The organism is Actinacidiphila rubida, assembly GCF_900110255.1.
Classification (GTDB): domain Bacteria; phylum Actinomycetota; class Actinomycetes; order Streptomycetales; family Streptomycetaceae; genus Actinacidiphila; species Actinacidiphila rubida.
This window is the reverse complement of sequence record NZ_FODD01000022.1, coordinates 1-15,992: the sequence shown is the minus strand read 5'-3', so window position 1 is coordinate 15,992 and position 15,992 is coordinate 1. Positions and strand designations below refer to the sequence as shown.

Genomic DNA, 15,992 nt, shown 5'->3' with positions numbered 1-15,992 from the left:
TGCCGTTACTTGGCGCCGAGCAGTTGTTGCAGCGGGTCGATCGCGAAGTACGCCACGAAGCAGACCGAGACGCCCCACACCAGCGGGTGCACGTCACGCCACTTGCCGAGCGCCGCCTTGATGGCGACGAACGACAGGAACCCGGCGCCGATGCCGTTGGTGATGCTGTAGGTGAACGGCATCACGGCGATGGTGAGGAACGCCGGGATGGCGATGTCGTACTGCGTCCAGTCGATGTTCCTGACCTGTGCCATGAGCAGGAAGCCGACCGCGACGAGCGCGGGCGCCGCCGCCTGCGAGGGCACCACCGCGGCCAGCGGCGCCAGGAACAGCGTCACCGCGAAGAGCGCGCCCGTCACCACGCTGGCCAGGCCCGTGCGGGCACCCTCCCCGACTCCGGCCGCGGACTCGACGTACGCGGTGTTGGAGGAGCACGACGCGGCACCGCCGGCAACGGCCGCGGCGCCGTCGATGAACAGCACACGCCCGATGTTCGGCACCCGGCCCTGCTCGTCCAGCAGCCCGGCCTCGTTCGAGATGCCGACGATCGTGCCCATCGCGTCGAAGAAGTCCGACAGCACCAGGGTGAAGACGAACAGGGCGGCGGTCACCACGCCCGCGTGGGCGAAGCCGCCGAACAGGCTGAAGTGCCCGAGGAGCCCGAAGTCGGGGCTCGCCACCACGTCGTGGGGCATCTTCGGCACGGTCAGGCCCCAGGCTGCCGCCGGGACGTCCGCGACCTCGTTGACGATGATCGCCACCACCGTCATGACCACGATGCTGATCAGGATCGCGCCCTTGACCCGCCGCGCCACCAGCGCCACGGTCAGCAGCACACCCAGGCAGAACACCAGCACCGGCCAGCCCGACAGCGTGCCCGAACCGCCCAGCTGCACGGGCACGGTCGTCTTGGCCGCGTCGGGGATGCGGCTGGCGAAGCCCGCGTCGATGAAGCCGATGAACGCGATGAACAGGCCGATGCCCACGCTGATCGCCTGTTTGATCGCCTGCGGGATGGCGTTCATGATCGCCTCGCGCAGCCCGGTGGCCACCAGCACGCAGATCAGCAGGCCCTCCAGGACCACCAGGCCCATGGCGTCCGGCCAGCTCATCCGCGGGGCGAGCTGGAAGGCCACCACCGCGTTGAGGCCCAGGCCCGCCGCGATGGCCAGCGGCAGGTTGCCGCCCAGGCCCATCACGGCGGTCATCACGGCCGCGACCAGCGCGGTGGCGGTGACCAGTTGGGCCGACGAGAGGTGGTGCCCCGACCGGTCCACGGCGCTGCCGAGGATGATCGGGTTGAGCACCAGGATGTAGGCCATCGTGAAGAACGTGGCCAGCCCGCCGCGGACCTCGCGGCCCGGGGTGGAACCCCGTTCGGATATACGGAACCAGCGGTCCAGCGCACTGCCGGACGGTGGCGGCAGGGACGTCGGCTTCGCGGTGTCCACGGTGGGTCCGGACATCGTGCTCCTCAGGCTGTGCGGGCCTGCCCGCGGGGCAGGCCGACGGTGAACTGGCGGGCGGGGCACACGGATTGTGCCCGCGCCGGGGCGTCCGCGGGTTTCCGCGGCGTTACCCCGTATCACCGTCGGGTTTCGGCCATGGTCACGTCAATGCCCGTGCCGATCCCGCCGCACGGCGGTTCACAGCCCGCCGGCCACCCGCAGCACCGCGCCCGTGGTGTACGAGGCCTCGGGGGACAGCAGCCACGCGATCGCGCCGGCCACCTCGTCGGGCTCGCCGGGGCGGCGCATCGGAATGCGGTCCGGATTGCGCCAGGGCCGCTCGGGGTCGCCCATCGCGGCGTGGATGCCGGTCACGATCATGCCGGGCTGCACGGAGTTGACCCGCACACCCTCCTGCGCCAGCTCCTTGGCCAGGCCCAGCGTCAGCGTGTCCACGGCGGCCTTGCTCGCCGCGTAGTGCACGTACTCGCCGGGGCTGCCCAGCGTCGCGCCGCCCGAGGAGACGTTCACGATGGCGCCTCCCTTCCCCCCGTACGCGGTGGACATCTCGCGCACCGCGCGGCGCGCGCAGATGATCGCGCCCATCACGTTGACGTCGATCACCCGGCGGACCGTCTCGACGGGCGTCTCGGCGAGCCGGCCGAGCGGGCCGGTGACGCCGGCGTTGTTGACCAGGCCGGTGACCGGGCCGAGTCCCTCGCGCACCGCGTCGAAGAACGTGTCGACCTGCTGCTCGTCGCTGGTGTCCACCTGGTGCACCAGTGCCCGGCCGCCCGCCTCGCGGACCGCTCGGGCGACGTCCTCCGCCGCGTCCCGCGCCCGTTCGAAGCCGATGGCCACGTGGTGCCCGTCGGCGGCCAGCCGCACCGCCACGGCGGCACCGATCCCCCGACTGCCGCCCGTCACCACGGTGACCTGCTCCATTGGCCTTCCCCTCCCGCTGTTCATGTCCCACAGAGATCACGAACGCTAGCGCAGCACCCCGTCAACACTGCATGAACGTCTCATGTATCCGGTTCCGGCGGGCATGGGCGGGAAACGAGGATTGGTCTTGACCAAGTTCGGCCGGGCGCTCTATGGTCCCAGTAGTGCAAGGACCTTTAATAAATAGGGGTTCCTAAACAAGGTTGGACAAGCGGGTCGGCGGCGCGGCGCCGCAGGGCCGCGGATCACGGCGATTGCGAGGACAGGGTGGGGACCACGCAGCTCGAAGCGGTGCAGGAGCCGAAGTACTGGCACCTGAAGACCGTGCTGATCGACGCCCTCGACTCGGAGTTCGAAGTCGGCGAGATCCTGCCCAACGAGCGCGACCTCGCCGCCCGGTTCGGAGTCGCCCGCGCCACGCTGCGCCAGGCGCTCGAACAACTCGAGCTGGAGGGCCGGCTGCAGCGTCGACGCGGCGTCGGGACCACCGTCGCGCCCCCGCGCATGGGCGTCGCGGTCGGGCCCTCCGCCAACGTCTGGCCCGGCGCCGGACGTGACGCATGGCACACCATCGGCTGCGTCGAGGCCGTCGCCCCCGCGCCGATCGCCGCGGTGCTGGGCACCGCGGCCGACGAGGCCGTGCACACCATCCACCGCGAGCGCGTGATGCAGGGCCAGCCGGTCGCCACCGAGCTGCTCTACGTGCCCGCCGCGTCGGTGCCCGGCCTGTCGCCGATGCTCACCCCGGCGAGCCACGCCCCCGCGGTGCTGCGCGAGCTGCACACCCTGGAACTGGACGGCGAGGACCGCGCCGTCGAGCTCGGCTCCGCCCGCGCGGAGGACGCCAAGCACCTCGACCGCCTGCCGGGCGCGCCCGTCCTCGTCGTCACCAGCCGCTACTTCGCCGGCGGCCGGGTCGCCGCCGCGTCGGTCGCCACCTACCGTGCCGACACCTGCCGGCTGACGTTCGGCGACTCCGGCACCGTCGAGGTCACCCACCACCAGGCGGAGGGCCGCCGGGCCTCCTGAGCCCCGGCCCGCCGACCGTACCCCGACCGCCGTACCCCGACCGCCGCACCGCCCCGCCTCCTCGGGGGAGGCAGGGCGGTCGCGCGTCCGCAAGCAGGCCGGTCGCCCGTGTGACCTCAGGGCGCCGCGGCGCTGACCGCCTCGGGCCCATCCGGCGGCAGGCCGCTCAGTGGCGCGACAGGGCCGTCTGCTCGACGGCGAACAGCTGCTCCTCGACGTGGTCCAGCGCCAGCCGCAGCGCCCCCGTCGCGATGGCCGCCTGGCCCAGCGCCGACAGCACCACCTTCGGCGGCCGCAGGCAGTACCGCTCCAGTTCGGTGCGCAGCGGCTCCAGCACCCCGTCCAGGCCGGCCGCCCAGCCGCCGATCACCACCAGCTCCGGGTCGATCGCCAGGATCAGCGCCGCCACGTCGTGCACGAGGCGCCGCAGGAACCGCTCGACGGCGTCCTTGGCCTGCGCGTCGCCCTCCCGGGCCAGGGCGAACACCCGCTCCACCGCCGCCTCGTCTAGCGGGTGCAGCGGAGTGCCGGTGGTCGACAGCAGATGCTCGGGCGTCACCTCGCGGCCCAGCAGGTGCAGGGCCCCGATCTCGCCGGCCGCGCCGCCGAACCCGCGGTGCAGCCGGCCGCCGATCAGCGAGCCCGCCCCGGGGCTCAGCCCGGCCAGCACGAACACCACGTCGTCGGTGCCGACCGCGGCACCCTTCCAGTGCTCGGCGACCGCCGCCACGTTCGCGTCGTTCTCCACCAGCACCGGGCAGCGGAACGAGCGCTGCAGGCGCTCGCCGAGCGGCAGCCCCGTCCAGCCCGGCAGCGCGGTGCCCAGCCGCACCTCTCCGTGCGCCTCGACGATGCCCGGGCTGCCGACGCCCACCGCCCACAGGGTGCTGCGCGCCACGCCGGCCTTCCGCAGCAGCTCGGCGACGGTGCCGCGGACCCGCTCCAGACGGTCGTCGGCGGACGCGGACTCCGGGACCTCGCGGCTGTGCGAGCCGAGGACCTCGCCGCCCAGGTCGGCCAGCACCACGCGCACCTGGTGGGCGCCGATCTCGATGCCGAGCAGATGGCCGGCCTCGGCGTGGAAGCGGAAGCGGCGGGCCGGACGGCCCTGCTTGCGCGCGTCGGCGGCCTCCGGGGCCACCTCGACCACCAGGTCCGACTCGGCCAGGCCCTCGATCACGCCCTCGACGGTGGGCCGGGAGAGCCCGGTGCTGTGCACCAGTTCGGTGAGCGTGGGAGCCTGCGCCCCGCGCAGCGCGTGGAGGACGACCGCGGAGTTGATCCGCCTGAGCAGGGACGGGTCCCCGCCGGTGAGTCGCCCCAAGGTCCGTCCTCCCAGCCTGTACCTGTGTGTGGCGGATCGTACCCGGCGCGGGGCCGCGCGGCGAGTGCCGTCGGGTACCGGTTGCGTGACGTCTGGACAGGTGGTTTGCTGACGGGCTGCCAATTGTCAGAGGTGCGGGCTTTACTGGACACATGGATCTTGCTGCCCAGCTCGCCGAGGTGGACCGGTTGCGCGCCCTGGAGTTCCCGGCGCAGCGGGTCACCTCCACCGCCGTGGAGAGCGGCCCCGGCTACCACCTCGCGGACCTCGCCGTCAGCGACGACTTCCACGACGGGGACCTCGGCCCCTGGGAGGCGGTGGCCGACGACTTCGAGGCCGCCTGCCAGGCACTGATCGAACTGCTCGCGCAGCGCTGGGGCGAACCCCGGCCGATCGACCTCTACCCGTACCTGGTGCGCATGGAGGAGGGCGGGAGCGTGCCGCCCCCGCTGGACCTGCTGTGCGGCTACGTCTCCGAGGTCTACGGCTGGACGGTCGACGACCGGTGGATAGGCCTCGGCGTGGGGCAGGGCGACCGTGAACTCCCCTTCCAGCTCGTGCTCGCGGTGGGGGAGCGGGACGCGCTGCCCGACGCCGGCGAACCCGCCTGACCTCCCGCGCCGCGGACCGGCCGGAGACGCGCCGGGCGGTCCCGCGCCGAGGAGCGGGGCCCGGCGCCGTACGGGTCGCGGCCGGGGCTTACGAGGCGGTGGCCGGAGGGGCGGGCGGCGGCGCCGACGCCCCGAACGCCGCCTGCCGCAGCCGCCCGAACTCCCCGGCCAGCGCGGCCGGCGTCCAGTGGGCGTTGAGGCCGCTGGGGCTCGGCAGCACCCACACCCGGGTGCCGCCGATCATCCGCTCCTGCGGGCCCACCTGCGCGTGCCGCTCGCCGAACGCGGTGCGGTACGCGGTCACGCCCAGTACCGCCAGCCACTCCGGCGCGCGCCGCTCGACCTTGGCCGTCAGCAGGCGGCCGCCGGCCACCAGCTCCTCGGCGGTGAGCTCGTCCGCCCGGGCCGTCGCCCGCGTGGCGACGTTGGTGATGCCCACCCCCAGGGACAGCAGCTCCTGCTCCTCCGCGGGCGCCAGACGCCGCGGCGTGAAACCCGACGCGTGCAGCGCCGGCCAGAACCGGTTGCCCGGACGGGCGAAGTGGTGCCCCGTCCAGGCCGACATCAGGCCGGGGTTGATGCCGCAGAACAGCACCCGCAGCCCGTCGGCGATCACGTCCTGCAGGGTGCGCCCGCGGGCCTCGGCGAGCTGCTCCGGCGTCAGAGGATCGCCCCCGGGGTGTACGCGGCGGCCTGCGGCCGGGACTTGGCGACCTCCTCGACCCGGCGCACGACCTCGGCCACCTGGCCGGTCGCGGCACCGGTGAACGAGATCGGCTCGCCCATCAGGCGCTCCAGGGCCGCCCGGTCCAGCGGCAGCCGGCGGTCCCCGTCGAGCCGGTCCAGCAGGTCGTTGCCCTCGGTGCCCTGCTCACGCATGGCCAGCGCCGCGGAGACCGCGTTCTCCTTGATGGCCTCGTGCGCGACCTCCCGGCCGACACCGGCCCGCACCGCGCCCATCAGGACCTTCGTGGTGGCCAGGAACGGCAGGTAGCGGTCGAGTTCGCGGGCGACCACCGCGGGGAACGCGCCGAACTCGTCCAGCACCGTCAGGAACGTCTCCAGCAGCCCGTCGAAGGCGAAGAACGCGTCCGGCAGCGCGACGCGGCGCACCACCGAGCAGGACACGTCGCCCTCGTTCCACTGGTCGCCGGCCAGCTCGCCGGTCATCGAGGCGTAGCCGCGCAGCACCACCATCAGGCCGTTGACCCGCTCGCAGGAGCGCGTGTTCATCTTGTGCGGCATCGCGGACGAGCCGACCTGGCCCGGCTTGAAGCCCTCGGTGACCAGCTCGTGACCGGCCATCAGCCGGATCGTCTTGGCCAGCGACGAGGGCGCGGCGGCGAGCTGCACGAGCGCCGTCACCGCGTCGTAGTCCAGGGAGCGCGGGTACACCTGACCGACCGACGTGAACGCCCGGGAGAAGCCGAGGTGGTCGGCGATGCGGTGCTCCAGCTCCGCCAGCCGGCCGCTGTCGCCGCCGAGCAGGTCCAGCATGTCCTGCGAGGTGCCGACCGGGCCCTTGATGCCGCGCAGCGGGTAGCGGCCGATCAGGTCCTCGACCCGCTCGTACGCCACCAGCAGCTCGTCCGCGGCCGTAGCGAAGCGCTTGCCGAGCGTCGTGGCCTGCGCGGCCACGTTGTGGGAGCGGCCGGCCATGACCAGCTCCGCGTACTGCGAGGCGAGCGCGGCCAGCCGGACGAGCACCGCGACCGTGCGGTCCCGCACGTGCTCCAGGGACAGCCGGATCTGCAGCTGCTCCACGTTCTCCGTGAGGTCACGGGAGGTCATGCCCTTGTGGACCTGCTCGTGACCGGCGAGCGCGTTGAACTCCTCGATGCGCGCCTTCACGTCGTGCCGGGTGACCTTCTCGCGTTCGGCGATCGAGGCCAGGTCGACCTGCTCCAGCACCCGCTCGTAGTCGGCGAGGGCCTGCTCCGGCACCTCGATCCCGAGGTCCTTCTGGGCCCTCAGCACCGCCAGCCACAGGCGGCGCTCCAGCACCACCTTCTGCTCGGGGGACCACAGGGCGGCGAGCTCCGCTGAGGCGTAGCGGCCGGCGAGGACGTTCGGAATACGCGGCTTGGCAGTCACGTGACCAGAGTTTACCCGCCGTCGTCCCAGGTCCCCGGCCTCGCCGCCGCGGGCGCCCCGTTCAGCCCTCGGTGGCGGAGGCCGCTTCCACCGCGGTGCCCGCGCCGGCGTACGGGACGAGCGACGGGCGCTTGGGCGGGCGGCCGTCGCCCGAGGAGCGGCCGGTCAGACGGCGGCCGATCCACGGCAGCAGGTGCTCGCGGGTGAAGCGCAGGTCGGCGCCGCGCCGGGCGCCCCAGCCGGCCCGGACGGCGGGCGGCAGCGGCGCGGTCCACTCGGACCCGGCGGGCAGGCCCAGGCGCTGCCAGACGGCCTCGGCGACCCGCTCGTGGCCCTCCGCTGTCAGGTGCAGCCGGTCGTCGGCCCACATCCGCGAGTCGCCCAGCACCTGGGCGCCGTACAGGTCGACCACCAGGGCGCCGTGGCGCCGCCCGAGGTCGTCGACGAAGTCGAAGAGCTGGTCCATGCGCGGCTGGACGCGGGTGGCGACCGGGCCGCGGCGGACCGGGCTGCGCATCAGGACCAGCTGCCGGCACGACGGCGCGAGCCGCGCCACCGAGCTCTCCAGCCGTGCGCACACCTCGTCCACGTCGCACTTGGGCCGCAGCACGTCGTTGAGGCCGCCGACCAGCGTGACGAGGTCGGCGTTCATCGCCGCGGCGGCGTCGACCTGGTCGTCGGCGATCTGCTGGATCAGCTTGCCGCGCACGGCGAGGTTGGCGTACCGGAACTCCGGACTGCGTGCGGCGAGCCGGCCGGCGAGCACGTCGGCCCAGCCGCGGTAGGTGCCGTCCGGGAGCACGTCGGACATCCCCTCGGTGAAGGAGTCCCCGATCGCGACGAAGCTGGTGTAACTGGGGTGAGTGGCAGGCGTCTCCATGGCGCCGCGATCCTATGCGACCGCTCGGTCGGTGCGGAAACCGGTGGCCAGGAGCGGGAGGCAGGAGCGCGCGAGCGGGGGGCGTCGGCGACCGGGGTGCCGGGCCCGCGTGCCCGCGGCGCCCGCCGCGGTCACGTCTGGCTGCCGGGCGGGCGCCCCACCAGTTCCTTGAGCACGTCCTCCATCGTCACCAGCCCCATGCCGCGGCCCTCGTCGTCGACCACCGCGGCCAGGTGCGCGCGGCCGGCGCGCATCGCCGTCAGGACGTCGTCGAGCGGCGTCGCCGCGCCGACCCGGGTGATGTGCCGCAGTGCCGAGCGGGGGAACGGCGCGTCCCGCGGCTCGGCGTCCAGCGCGTCCTTGACGTGCAGGTACCCCAGCACCCGGCCCTCGTCGTCGGCGACCGGGAAACGCGAGAACCCCGACCGCGCCCCCAGCGTCTCCAGGCCCTCCGGGGTGATGCCCAGCGGCGCCCGCACCACCCGGTCCGGCGGCATCACGATCTCCCCGACCGGGCGCCGGCCCAGCTCCAGGGCGTCCTGCAGCCGGTCGGCCGCCCGCTCGTCGAGGAGCCCGGCCGCGCCCGCGTCGATGACCATCCGCGACAGCTCGTCGTCGGAGAACACCGACTCCACCTCGGACCGCGGCTCCACCCGCAGCAGCCGCAGCCCCGCGTTGGCCAGCCCGTTGACCGCGAAGATCAGCGGCCGCAGCGCCCTGGTCAGCGCCACCAGCGGCGGCCCCAGCAGCATCGCCGAGCGCACCGGCTCGGCCAGCACCACGTTCTTCGGCACCATCTCCCCGACGAGCATGTGCAGGTAGGTGGCCACGACCAGCGCGATCACGAACGAGGCCGGGTGCACCGCGCCGTGCGGCACATGCGTGGCGTGGAACAGCGGCTCCAGCAGGTGCGCGATGGCCGGCTCGGCGACGATGCCCAGCACCAGCGTGCAGGCGGTGATGCCGAGCTGGGCGGTGGCCAGCAGCGCCGCCAGGTGTTCCAGGCCCCACAGCACCGGCCCGGCCCGCCGGTCCCCGGCGTCGGACTTCGGCTCGATCTGGCTCCGGCGGACCGAGATCATCGCGAACTCGCCCCCGACGAAGAAGGCGTTCACGACCAGCGACAGAAGGCCGATGAGCAGCTGGAGGACGGTCATCCGGCGCGCCCGCCCCCCTCACCGGGGGCCGGCGACACCAGGCGGGCCCTTGCGGCCCGCCGCCCCTGCGCCTCGGTGACCTCGATCTGCCAGCCGCCCACCTCGACGCGGTCGCCGCGCTCCGGGATCCGGCCCAGCAGCGCCGCCACCAGCCCCGCCAGCGTCTCGTAGGGGCCGTCGGGCACGCGCAGTCCGATCCGCTCCAGCTGGTCCTCGGTCCGGGTGGCGCCGTCCGCGTCGAAGATCCGCCGGCCGTCGGGGTCGGTGCGCAGGAAGAGCAGGTCGGGCAGCTCCTGCGGGTCGTGCTCGTCGTGGACCTCGCCGACCACCTCCTCGACGATGTCCTCCAGCGTCACCACGCCCGCCGTGCCGCCGTACTCGTCGATCACCACCGCCATCGTCCGGCGGCCCGACAGCTGGTCGAGCAACCGGTCGACGGTCAGCGACTCCGGTACGAGCAGCGGCTCCCGCAGCAGTTCGGTGACCTGGAGCCGGGGGCGCCGCCGGGCCGGGACGGCCAGCACGTCCTTGATGTGTACTGTGCCCACGACCTGGTCCAGGCTCTCCCGGTACACCGGGAAGCGGGACAGCCCGGTGGCCCGGGTCGCGTTGGCCACGTCCTCCGCGGTCGCCCGCGCTTCGAGCGCGGTGACCTGCACCCGGGGAGTCATCACGTTCTCCGCGGTCAGGTCGCCGAGCGCCAGGGTGCGGACGAAGAGCTCGGCGGTGTCCGCCTCCAGCGCGCCCTCCTTCGCCGAGTGCCGGGCGAGGGCGACCAGCTCCTTCGGCCCCCGGGCCGAGGCCAGTTCCTCGATGGGCTCCAGGCCGAGGCCGCGCAACACCCGGTTGGCGGTGTTGTTGAGATGGTGGATGAGCGGGCCGAACGCCGTGGTGAACGCGCGCTGCGGGGTGGCGACCGCCTTCGCCACCGGCAACGGACGGGCGATCGCCCAGTTCTTGGGCACCAGCTCGCCCGCGACCATCAGCACGATCGTGGACAGCACGGTCGCCAGGACCAGGGCCAGGGACGACGTGCCGGACGGCGAAAGGCCCGCGGCGCGCAGCGGGCCGTGCAGCAGTCCGGCGACCGACGAGCGGGCGAGCATGCCGATGATCAGGCCGGCCACGGTGATGCCGAGCTGCGCCCCCGACAGCTGCACCGTCAGGGTGCGCACGGCCGCCAGCGCCGACGACGCCCCCCGCTCCTCCCGCTGCGCGGCCCGTTGCAGCTCGCCGCGGTCGACCGTGGTCAGCGAGAACTCCGCCGCGACGAACACGCCGGAGGCGAAGGTGAGCAGCAGGGCCGGCACCAGGAGGAGCGCTTCGGTCATCGGGACACCTCGGTCCCATGATCGGACAAGTCCGCCCGCGGCGCACGGGAGACGCGCGGGCTCCCGCGAACCGGAGCGGCCCGGCCGCGCCGTCCTCGGCCCGGCGCCGCTCGGCGCCACCCGGCTCGCGCGCCTCGGCCCCGTGGCTCGGGCCGCCGTCCGTGGCTCAGCCCGTGGCCAGCGGCTTGGTCCAGCGCCGCCACTGCTCCTCGCGGGCGTATCCGGCCGACTGCCAGGCGTGCTGCGCCCGCTCGTTGCGCTCCAGCACCATCGCGTCGCCACGGCGGCCGCCGAGCGCCGTGAACCGCTCCTCGGCCGCGGCCAGCAGCGCCGTCGCCACGCCCTGGCGGCGGGCCGACGGATGGACCGCCAGCCGGTACAGGTGGCAGCGCCAGCCGTCGAACCCGGCGATGACCGTGCCGGTCAGCGTGCCGTCCCGCTCGGCGAGCAGCAGGGCCCCGGGGTCGGTGCCGATCAGCCGGGCGACGCCCGCCTCGTCGTCGCTGATGCTGGTGCCCTCGGCCGCCACCCGCCAGAAGGCGAGGACGGCGGCGGCGTCGGCCGGGGCCGCGGGCCGGATGCGCAGATCGCTCATGGCCGCATCCCACCAGGACCGGAGTGCGCTCCTCCGGCAATTCCGCGATCCGAGACGCGCGCCCTTGCCGCTACTAGCATTTCGGCGCTAGCTTTGTCGTATGGCGAAGACCCAGTTGAACGTGAGGGTGGACGAAGCCACGGCGGAGACGGCGCGCGAGCGCGCCTCGCAGCGCGGCATCAGCGTGAACCGCTACATCGAGGAACTCGTCCAGCAGGACGAAGGGGAGAACGGGCGGGCGTTCGTCCAGGCCGCCGCGGACTTCATGAGGACCTACGAGGCCGTCTTCACCGAGGAGTTCGACGCCCGGGGTGACGGCGCCCGTTGACGCTGCGGATCGATCTCGCGTGGCTGCTGATGGTGGCCGAGCACAACACCCCGGGGGACCCCCAGGTCACCGACTGGGGGGCGCTGGTCGCCGCGGTCGGCCGGCACGAGGCGGAGATCTTCGGCCGCCCGGTGTACGCCGACGCGCCCGCGCGCGCCGCGGCGATGCTCCAGCTCCTGGTCCACGTCCCCGCCCTGGAACGCTCGAACGCCTTGTTCGCGACCGCCGTCGCCTACGCCTACCTGGTGGCCTCCGGCCTGAAGGTGACCACGACACCCGAACAGGTACGGGACCTCGCCCGCCTCGTCAGCTCCGACCACGCCGGCGTGGACCGCATCGCCGAGGAGCTGCGCGGCTGGACGCAGTGACGGTCTAACTCCCCCGAAGCGGCTCCGCGCCGCGGGGGTGCGGGCGCGGCTCGTCGGGGGGCGGCTGGGCCGGCGGCGTCAAAGTGCCGCGGGCCCGGGCCGCCGCCGTCTTACCGGCGGGGCCCGGCGGCGTGCCTCGCCGGAGGGGTCAGACGTCAGGCGCGGGGGGCCGGGGCGTAGACGCGGCTGAAGGCGGAGGCGTCCCAGACGCCGCCGAGTTGGGGGGCCAGCCAGGCCGGGGCGGCCTCGCGGAAGGCCTCGGGTTCCAGGGCGCCCGCCTGCGCGGGAAGCGCGCCGAGGAGCGGCGCGGACGCGGCCACGGGCAGGTCGGCGATGTTGCACCGCTCGGCGAGGCCGGGGTCGGCCGCCCAGCTGCCGATGATGACGCCCAGGCACGTCAGCTTGCGCGCCCGCAGCGCCTCGGCCGTCAGGGCCGTGGTGTTGAGGGTGCCGAGGCCCGCGGGCGCGACGAGCAGCACGCCGGCGTGCATCAGCGCGGCCGCGTCGGCGAGCGTGTGGCCCTCCTCGTCGTAGCGGACGAGCAGCCCGCCCGCGCCCTCGACGAGCACCACGTCGTGGACCGCGGACAGCTTCGCCGCGGCCTCCGCGATCTCGGTGGGACCCACCGGCGTCATGCGGGCCCGTGCGGCCGCCCTCGCCGGTGCCAGCGGTTCCGGGTAGCGGGCGAGCTCGACCGCCGTCACCGCTCCCGCCAGGCGGGCCACCTCGGCCGCGTCCCCCGGCTCCTCCTCCGCGACCCCGGTCTGGGCCGGCTTCAGCACGGCCACGCTCAGCCCCTGGGCGAGCGTCGCCGCCGCCACCGCCGCGGTCGCGACGGTCTTCCCCACCTCGGTCCCGGTCCCGGTGATGACCACGATGGCCATGGGGTCTCTCCTTTCCTCGAAGGTTCGGTCTGCCCTGTCCCGCCGAACGGCCACGCTACGGGCGGCCGCGTCGCCGCCGTCCACGGGGTCCCGCCGGCCAGGCGCGGCGGGACCCCGTGGACGCCGGGAAGGACGTCAGCCGGCCTCGGCGGCGGCGCGGACACCCGCGCAGATCAGCGCCACGTCCTCGTCACCGGTCACGTACGGCGGCATGGTGTACACGAGATCGCGGAACGGGCGGAGCCAGACGCCGGCGGCCACCGCGGCCCTGGTGGCGGCGGCCATGTCCACGGGGTGGTCGAGCTGGACGACGCCTATGGCGCCGAGCACCCGCACGTCGCGGACCCCGGGCAGCTCGGCCGCGCCGGCCAGACCGTCGCGCAGCCCCGTCTCGATCCGCTTGACCTCCTGGCGCCAGTCCTGGCCGAGCAGCAGGTCGATCGACGCGCCGGCGACCGCGGCGGCCAGCGGGTTGCCCATGAACGTGGGGCCGTGCGCCAGCACCGGGACCTCGCCGCGGGAGATCCCCTCGGCGACCCGGGACGTGCACAACGCCGCCGCCATCGTCAGGTAGCCGCCGGTCAGCGCCTTGCCCACGCACATCACGTCGGGCGCCACGCCCGCGTGCTCCGCGGCGAACAGCTCGCCGGTCCGGCCGAAGCCGGTGGCGATCTCGTCGAACACCAGCAGCACGTCGTGCGCGTCGCACGCCTCGCGCAGCACGCGCAGGTACGCGGGGGAGTGGAAGGCCATGCCGCCCGCACCCTGCACCACGGGCTCCACGACGACCGCGGCGAGCTCGTGCGCGTGACGCCCGATCAGCTCGTCGAGGTGCGCCGCGTACGCCGGGTCGGGTTCGGCCTCGGCGCCGGGCGGCGGGGCGTCGGCGAAGACCTGCCGCGGCAGCACGCCCGACCACAGGTGGTGCATGCCGCCGTCGGGGTCGCACACCGCCATGGGCTGCCAGGTGTCGCCGTGGTAGCCGCCGCGCCAGGTCAGCAGGCGGTGCTTCTCCGGCCGGCCCAGCGAACGCCAGTACTGCAGGCACATCTTGAGCGCGACCTCGACCGACACCGAGCCGGAGTCCGCGAGGAAGACGTGCCGCAACGGCTCCGGCGTGATCTCCACGAGCCGGGCGGCCAGCCGGACCGCGGGCTCGTGGGTGAGCCCGCCGAACATCACATGGCTCATCCGGTCCACCTGGGACCGCACCGCGGCGTCCAGGACCGGATGGCGGTAGCCGTGGATCGCCGACCACCAGGACGCCATGCCGTCGACCAGCTCGGTGCGGCCCTCGGCGGGCGCGGCCAGGCTCAGCCGCACCCCCGAGGCCGACGCGACGACCAGCGGCTCCTGGCGGCCCGGCATCGGGCCGTAGGGGTGCCACACGTGCTCCCGGTCCAGGTCCAGCAGCGCCTGGTGGCCGAGCGGTTCGCGGTGCGGGTCAGGCATTGGGCGGCAGATCCGTGCCCGCGCCGCGACGGCGTACCGCGACGAGGTCGGTGCGGGCGGAGCCGGCCGCGCCGGCCGCGTCCGCGCCCACCGGCTGTGCGGGAACCGGTCCGGCGTCCGCGGGAAGGGTCTCCGCGGGAAGCGTCTCCGTGGGAACGGCGGCGGCGGGTCCGGCCTCGGCGGCGGGGGCCGCACACGGACCGGCGCCGTCCTCGTGGGCACCGCATCCGCCGTCGTGGCCGCCGCAGCCGCCCTCGTGCGAGCCGCAGCCGGCGGCGCCTGCCGCCCGGTGCCGGGGGAGCGTGGTGGTGTCCGCGCCCTCCACCTCGAAGCCCGCGTCGGCGATCATGTCGAGGTCGGCCTGCCCGGCCTGGCCCTCGCTGGTGAGGTAGTCGCCCAGGAAGATCGAGTTGACCAGGTGGAGCGCCAGCGGCTGCATCGTCCGCAGGTGGACCTCGCGGCCGCCCGCGAGGCGGACCTCCACGTCGGGGCAGACGAACCGCACCATCGCCAGGATGCGCAGGCAGCGCTGCGGGGTGAGGTTCCACTCCTTCGCCAGCGGCGTGCCCTCGAACGGGATCAGGAAGTTGACCGGCACCGAGTCCGGGTCGAGCTCGCGCAGGCTGAACACCACGTCCACCAGGTCGGCGTCCGTCTCGCCCATGCCCGCGATCAGGCCGGAGCACGCGGACATGCCGGCCGACTGCGCCTGCCGCACCGTGTCCACCCGGTCGGCGTACGTGTGCGTGGTGGTGATGTCCCCGTACGTGCTCTCGGAGGTGTTGAGATTGTGGTTGTAGGCGTCCGCGCCGGCCGTGCGCAGCCGCTCGGCCTGGCCCTCGGAGAGCAGTCCGAGGCACGCGCAGACCTCGACGTCCTCGTTCTGGCCCTTGATCGCCGCGATGGTCCGCGAGACGCGATCGACGTCCCGGTCCGTCGGCCCGCGCCCGCTGGCGACCAGGCAGACCCGCTTGGCGCCGCCCGCCACCCCGGCGCGTGCCGCGGCCGCGGCGTCGTCCGGCTTCAGCCAGGTGTACTTGAGGATGTCCGCGGTGGAGCCGAGCCGCTGGGAGCAGTACGAGCAGTCCTCCGGACACAGCCCGGACTTGAGGTTCACCAGGTAGTTGAGCTTCACCCGGCGGCCGAACCACTGGCGGCGCACCCGGCCCGCCGCGGCCACCACGTCCATCAGTTCGTCGTCGGAGGTCGCCAGGACGGCGAGCGCCTCGTCCCTGGTGGGCAGCTCGCGTCGCAGCCCCTTGTCCACGAGAGTGGTCAGCAGATCCATACCGGCGATCCTGTCCCATCGGGGCACCCCGGGCCAATGGCGGACCGCACAAGACCGGTGGCCGCCGGTGTGTGCATCACCACACCCTGTAGGGGTGGTGCGGGCCAGTACGTTGCTCAGTGCACAACTCCGTGCGTTTCGGACGCCGCCCTCCGGCGGCCCGCCGGACGGCCGTCGCCCGCGCGCCCGTTTCGACGACCGGACCGTGCGCCCGCCCGCCCAGCCGAGACGACCCCGCCCGGACGACCCCGGCACCCC

General features: G+C 74.3%; 16 protein-coding genes. 4 read left to right on the top strand and 12 right to left on the bottom strand.

Going from position 1 to position 15,992, the window contains the following annotated elements:
• Positions 1-5: 5 nt before the first annotated feature.
• The gene (locus tag BMW99_RS21925; protein ID WP_069465688.1) at positions 6-1,466 is read right to left on the bottom strand and encodes an NCS2 family permease; all 1,461 of its coding nucleotides are present in this window, start codon (positions 1,464-1,466) and stop codon (positions 6-8) included.
• Between the two features lie 180 nt (positions 1,467-1,646).
• Positions 1,647-2,393 carry an SDR family oxidoreductase gene (locus BMW99_RS21920; RefSeq protein ID WP_069465689.1) on the bottom strand — a complete coding sequence of 249 codons (747 nt, stop codon included), beginning with the start codon at positions 2,391-2,393 and terminating at the stop codon, positions 1,647-1,649.
• A 267-nt stretch (positions 2,394-2,660) separates the two neighbouring features.
• Here BMW99_RS21920 and BMW99_RS21915 point away from each other — a divergent pair, with 267 nt between their 5' ends.
• Positions 2,661-3,422 carry a GntR family transcriptional regulator gene (locus BMW99_RS21915; protein ID WP_075017395.1) on the top strand — a complete coding sequence of 254 codons (762 nt, stop codon included), beginning with the start codon at positions 2,661-2,663 and terminating at the stop codon, positions 3,420-3,422.
• A gap of 166 nt (positions 3,423-3,588) precedes the next feature.
• Here the strand turns inward: BMW99_RS21915 and BMW99_RS21910 are convergent, their stop codons facing one another.
• Positions 3,589-4,746: an ROK family protein gene (locus BMW99_RS21910; RefSeq protein WP_069465841.1), complete on the bottom strand. Its 1,158-nt coding sequence runs from the start codon at positions 4,744-4,746 to the stop codon at positions 3,589-3,591.
• A 152-nt stretch (positions 4,747-4,898) separates the two neighbouring features.
• Between BMW99_RS21910 and BMW99_RS21905 the strand changes: the two genes are divergently transcribed.
• A complete protein-coding gene (locus tag BMW99_RS21905) occupies positions 4,899-5,357 on the top strand; it encodes a hypothetical protein (protein ID WP_069465840.1) in 459 nt (152 codons plus the stop codon).
• Between the two features lie 88 nt (positions 5,358-5,445).
• Here BMW99_RS21905 and mug read toward each other — a convergent pair whose 3' ends face one another.
• The 6 genes from mug to BMW99_RS21875 all read right to left on the bottom strand — a co-directional run bounded on the left by mug (position 5,446) and on the right by BMW99_RS21875 (position 11,414).
• Entirely contained in the window at positions 5,446-6,021 is a 576-nt protein-coding gene (gene mug, locus BMW99_RS21900) for a G/U mismatch-specific DNA glycosylase (protein ID WP_075017394.1), read from the bottom strand.
• Complete coding sequence (gene purB, locus BMW99_RS21895; RefSeq protein WP_069465838.1) at positions 6,018-7,451, bottom strand: adenylosuccinate lyase; 1,434 nt, start codon at positions 7,449-7,451, stop codon at positions 6,018-6,020. The genes mug and purB overlap by 4 nt, the downstream gene beginning before the upstream one ends.
• A gap of 61 nt (positions 7,452-7,512) precedes the next feature.
• Positions 7,513-8,331 carry an SGNH/GDSL hydrolase family protein gene (locus BMW99_RS21890; RefSeq protein WP_069465837.1) on the bottom strand — a complete coding sequence of 273 codons (819 nt, stop codon included), beginning with the start codon at positions 8,329-8,331 and terminating at the stop codon, positions 7,513-7,515.
• 131 nt (positions 8,332-8,462) lie between these two features.
• A complete protein-coding gene (locus BMW99_RS21885; RefSeq protein WP_069465836.1) occupies positions 8,463-9,488 on the bottom strand; it encodes a hemolysin family protein in 1,026 nt (341 codons plus the stop codon).
• Positions 9,485-10,819, bottom strand: a complete 1,335-nt coding sequence (locus tag BMW99_RS21880) for a hemolysin family protein (RefSeq protein WP_069465835.1) — start codon at positions 10,817-10,819, stop codon at positions 9,485-9,487. The genes BMW99_RS21885 and BMW99_RS21880 overlap by 4 nt, the downstream gene beginning before the upstream one ends.
• A 166-nt stretch (positions 10,820-10,985) precedes the next feature.
• A complete protein-coding gene (locus tag BMW99_RS21875) occupies positions 10,986-11,414 on the bottom strand; it encodes a GNAT family N-acetyltransferase (protein WP_069465834.1) in 429 nt (142 codons plus the stop codon).
• 100 nt (positions 11,415-11,514) lie between these two features.
• On the opposite strand from BMW99_RS21875, the gene BMW99_RS21870 reads away from it, so the two are divergent.
• Both BMW99_RS21870 and BMW99_RS21865 read left to right on the top strand, forming a co-directional pair.
• A complete protein-coding gene (locus tag BMW99_RS21870; RefSeq protein WP_069465833.1) occupies positions 11,515-11,742 on the top strand; it encodes an antitoxin in 228 nt (75 codons plus the stop codon).
• Positions 11,739-12,110, top strand: coding sequence for a fic family toxin-antitoxin system, toxin component (locus BMW99_RS21865; protein ID WP_069465832.1), 372 nt, complete (start codon positions 11,739-11,741; stop codon positions 12,108-12,110). The genes BMW99_RS21870 and BMW99_RS21865 overlap by 4 nt, the downstream gene beginning before the upstream one ends.
• Positions 12,111-12,265: 155 nt before the next feature.
• Here the strand turns inward: BMW99_RS21865 and bioD are convergent, their stop codons facing one another.
• From bioD to bioB, 3 genes are all read right to left on the bottom strand, one after another.
• Positions 12,266-12,994, bottom strand: coding sequence for a dethiobiotin synthase (gene bioD / locus BMW99_RS21860; RefSeq protein ID WP_079176141.1), 729 nt, complete (start codon positions 12,992-12,994; stop codon positions 12,266-12,268).
• Positions 12,995-13,129: 135 nt separating this feature from the next.
• Positions 13,130-14,446 carry an adenosylmethionine--8-amino-7-oxononanoate transaminase gene (locus BMW99_RS21855; protein ID WP_075017393.1) on the bottom strand — a complete coding sequence of 439 codons (1,317 nt, stop codon included), beginning with the start codon at positions 14,444-14,446 and terminating at the stop codon, positions 13,130-13,132.
• On the bottom strand, positions 14,439-15,734 hold the full coding sequence (gene bioB / locus BMW99_RS21850) for a biotin synthase BioB (RefSeq protein WP_075017392.1): 1,296 nt from the start codon (positions 15,732-15,734) through the stop codon (positions 14,439-14,441). The genes BMW99_RS21855 and bioB overlap by 8 nt, the downstream gene beginning before the upstream one ends.
• Positions 15,735-15,992: the final 258 nt, after the last annotated feature.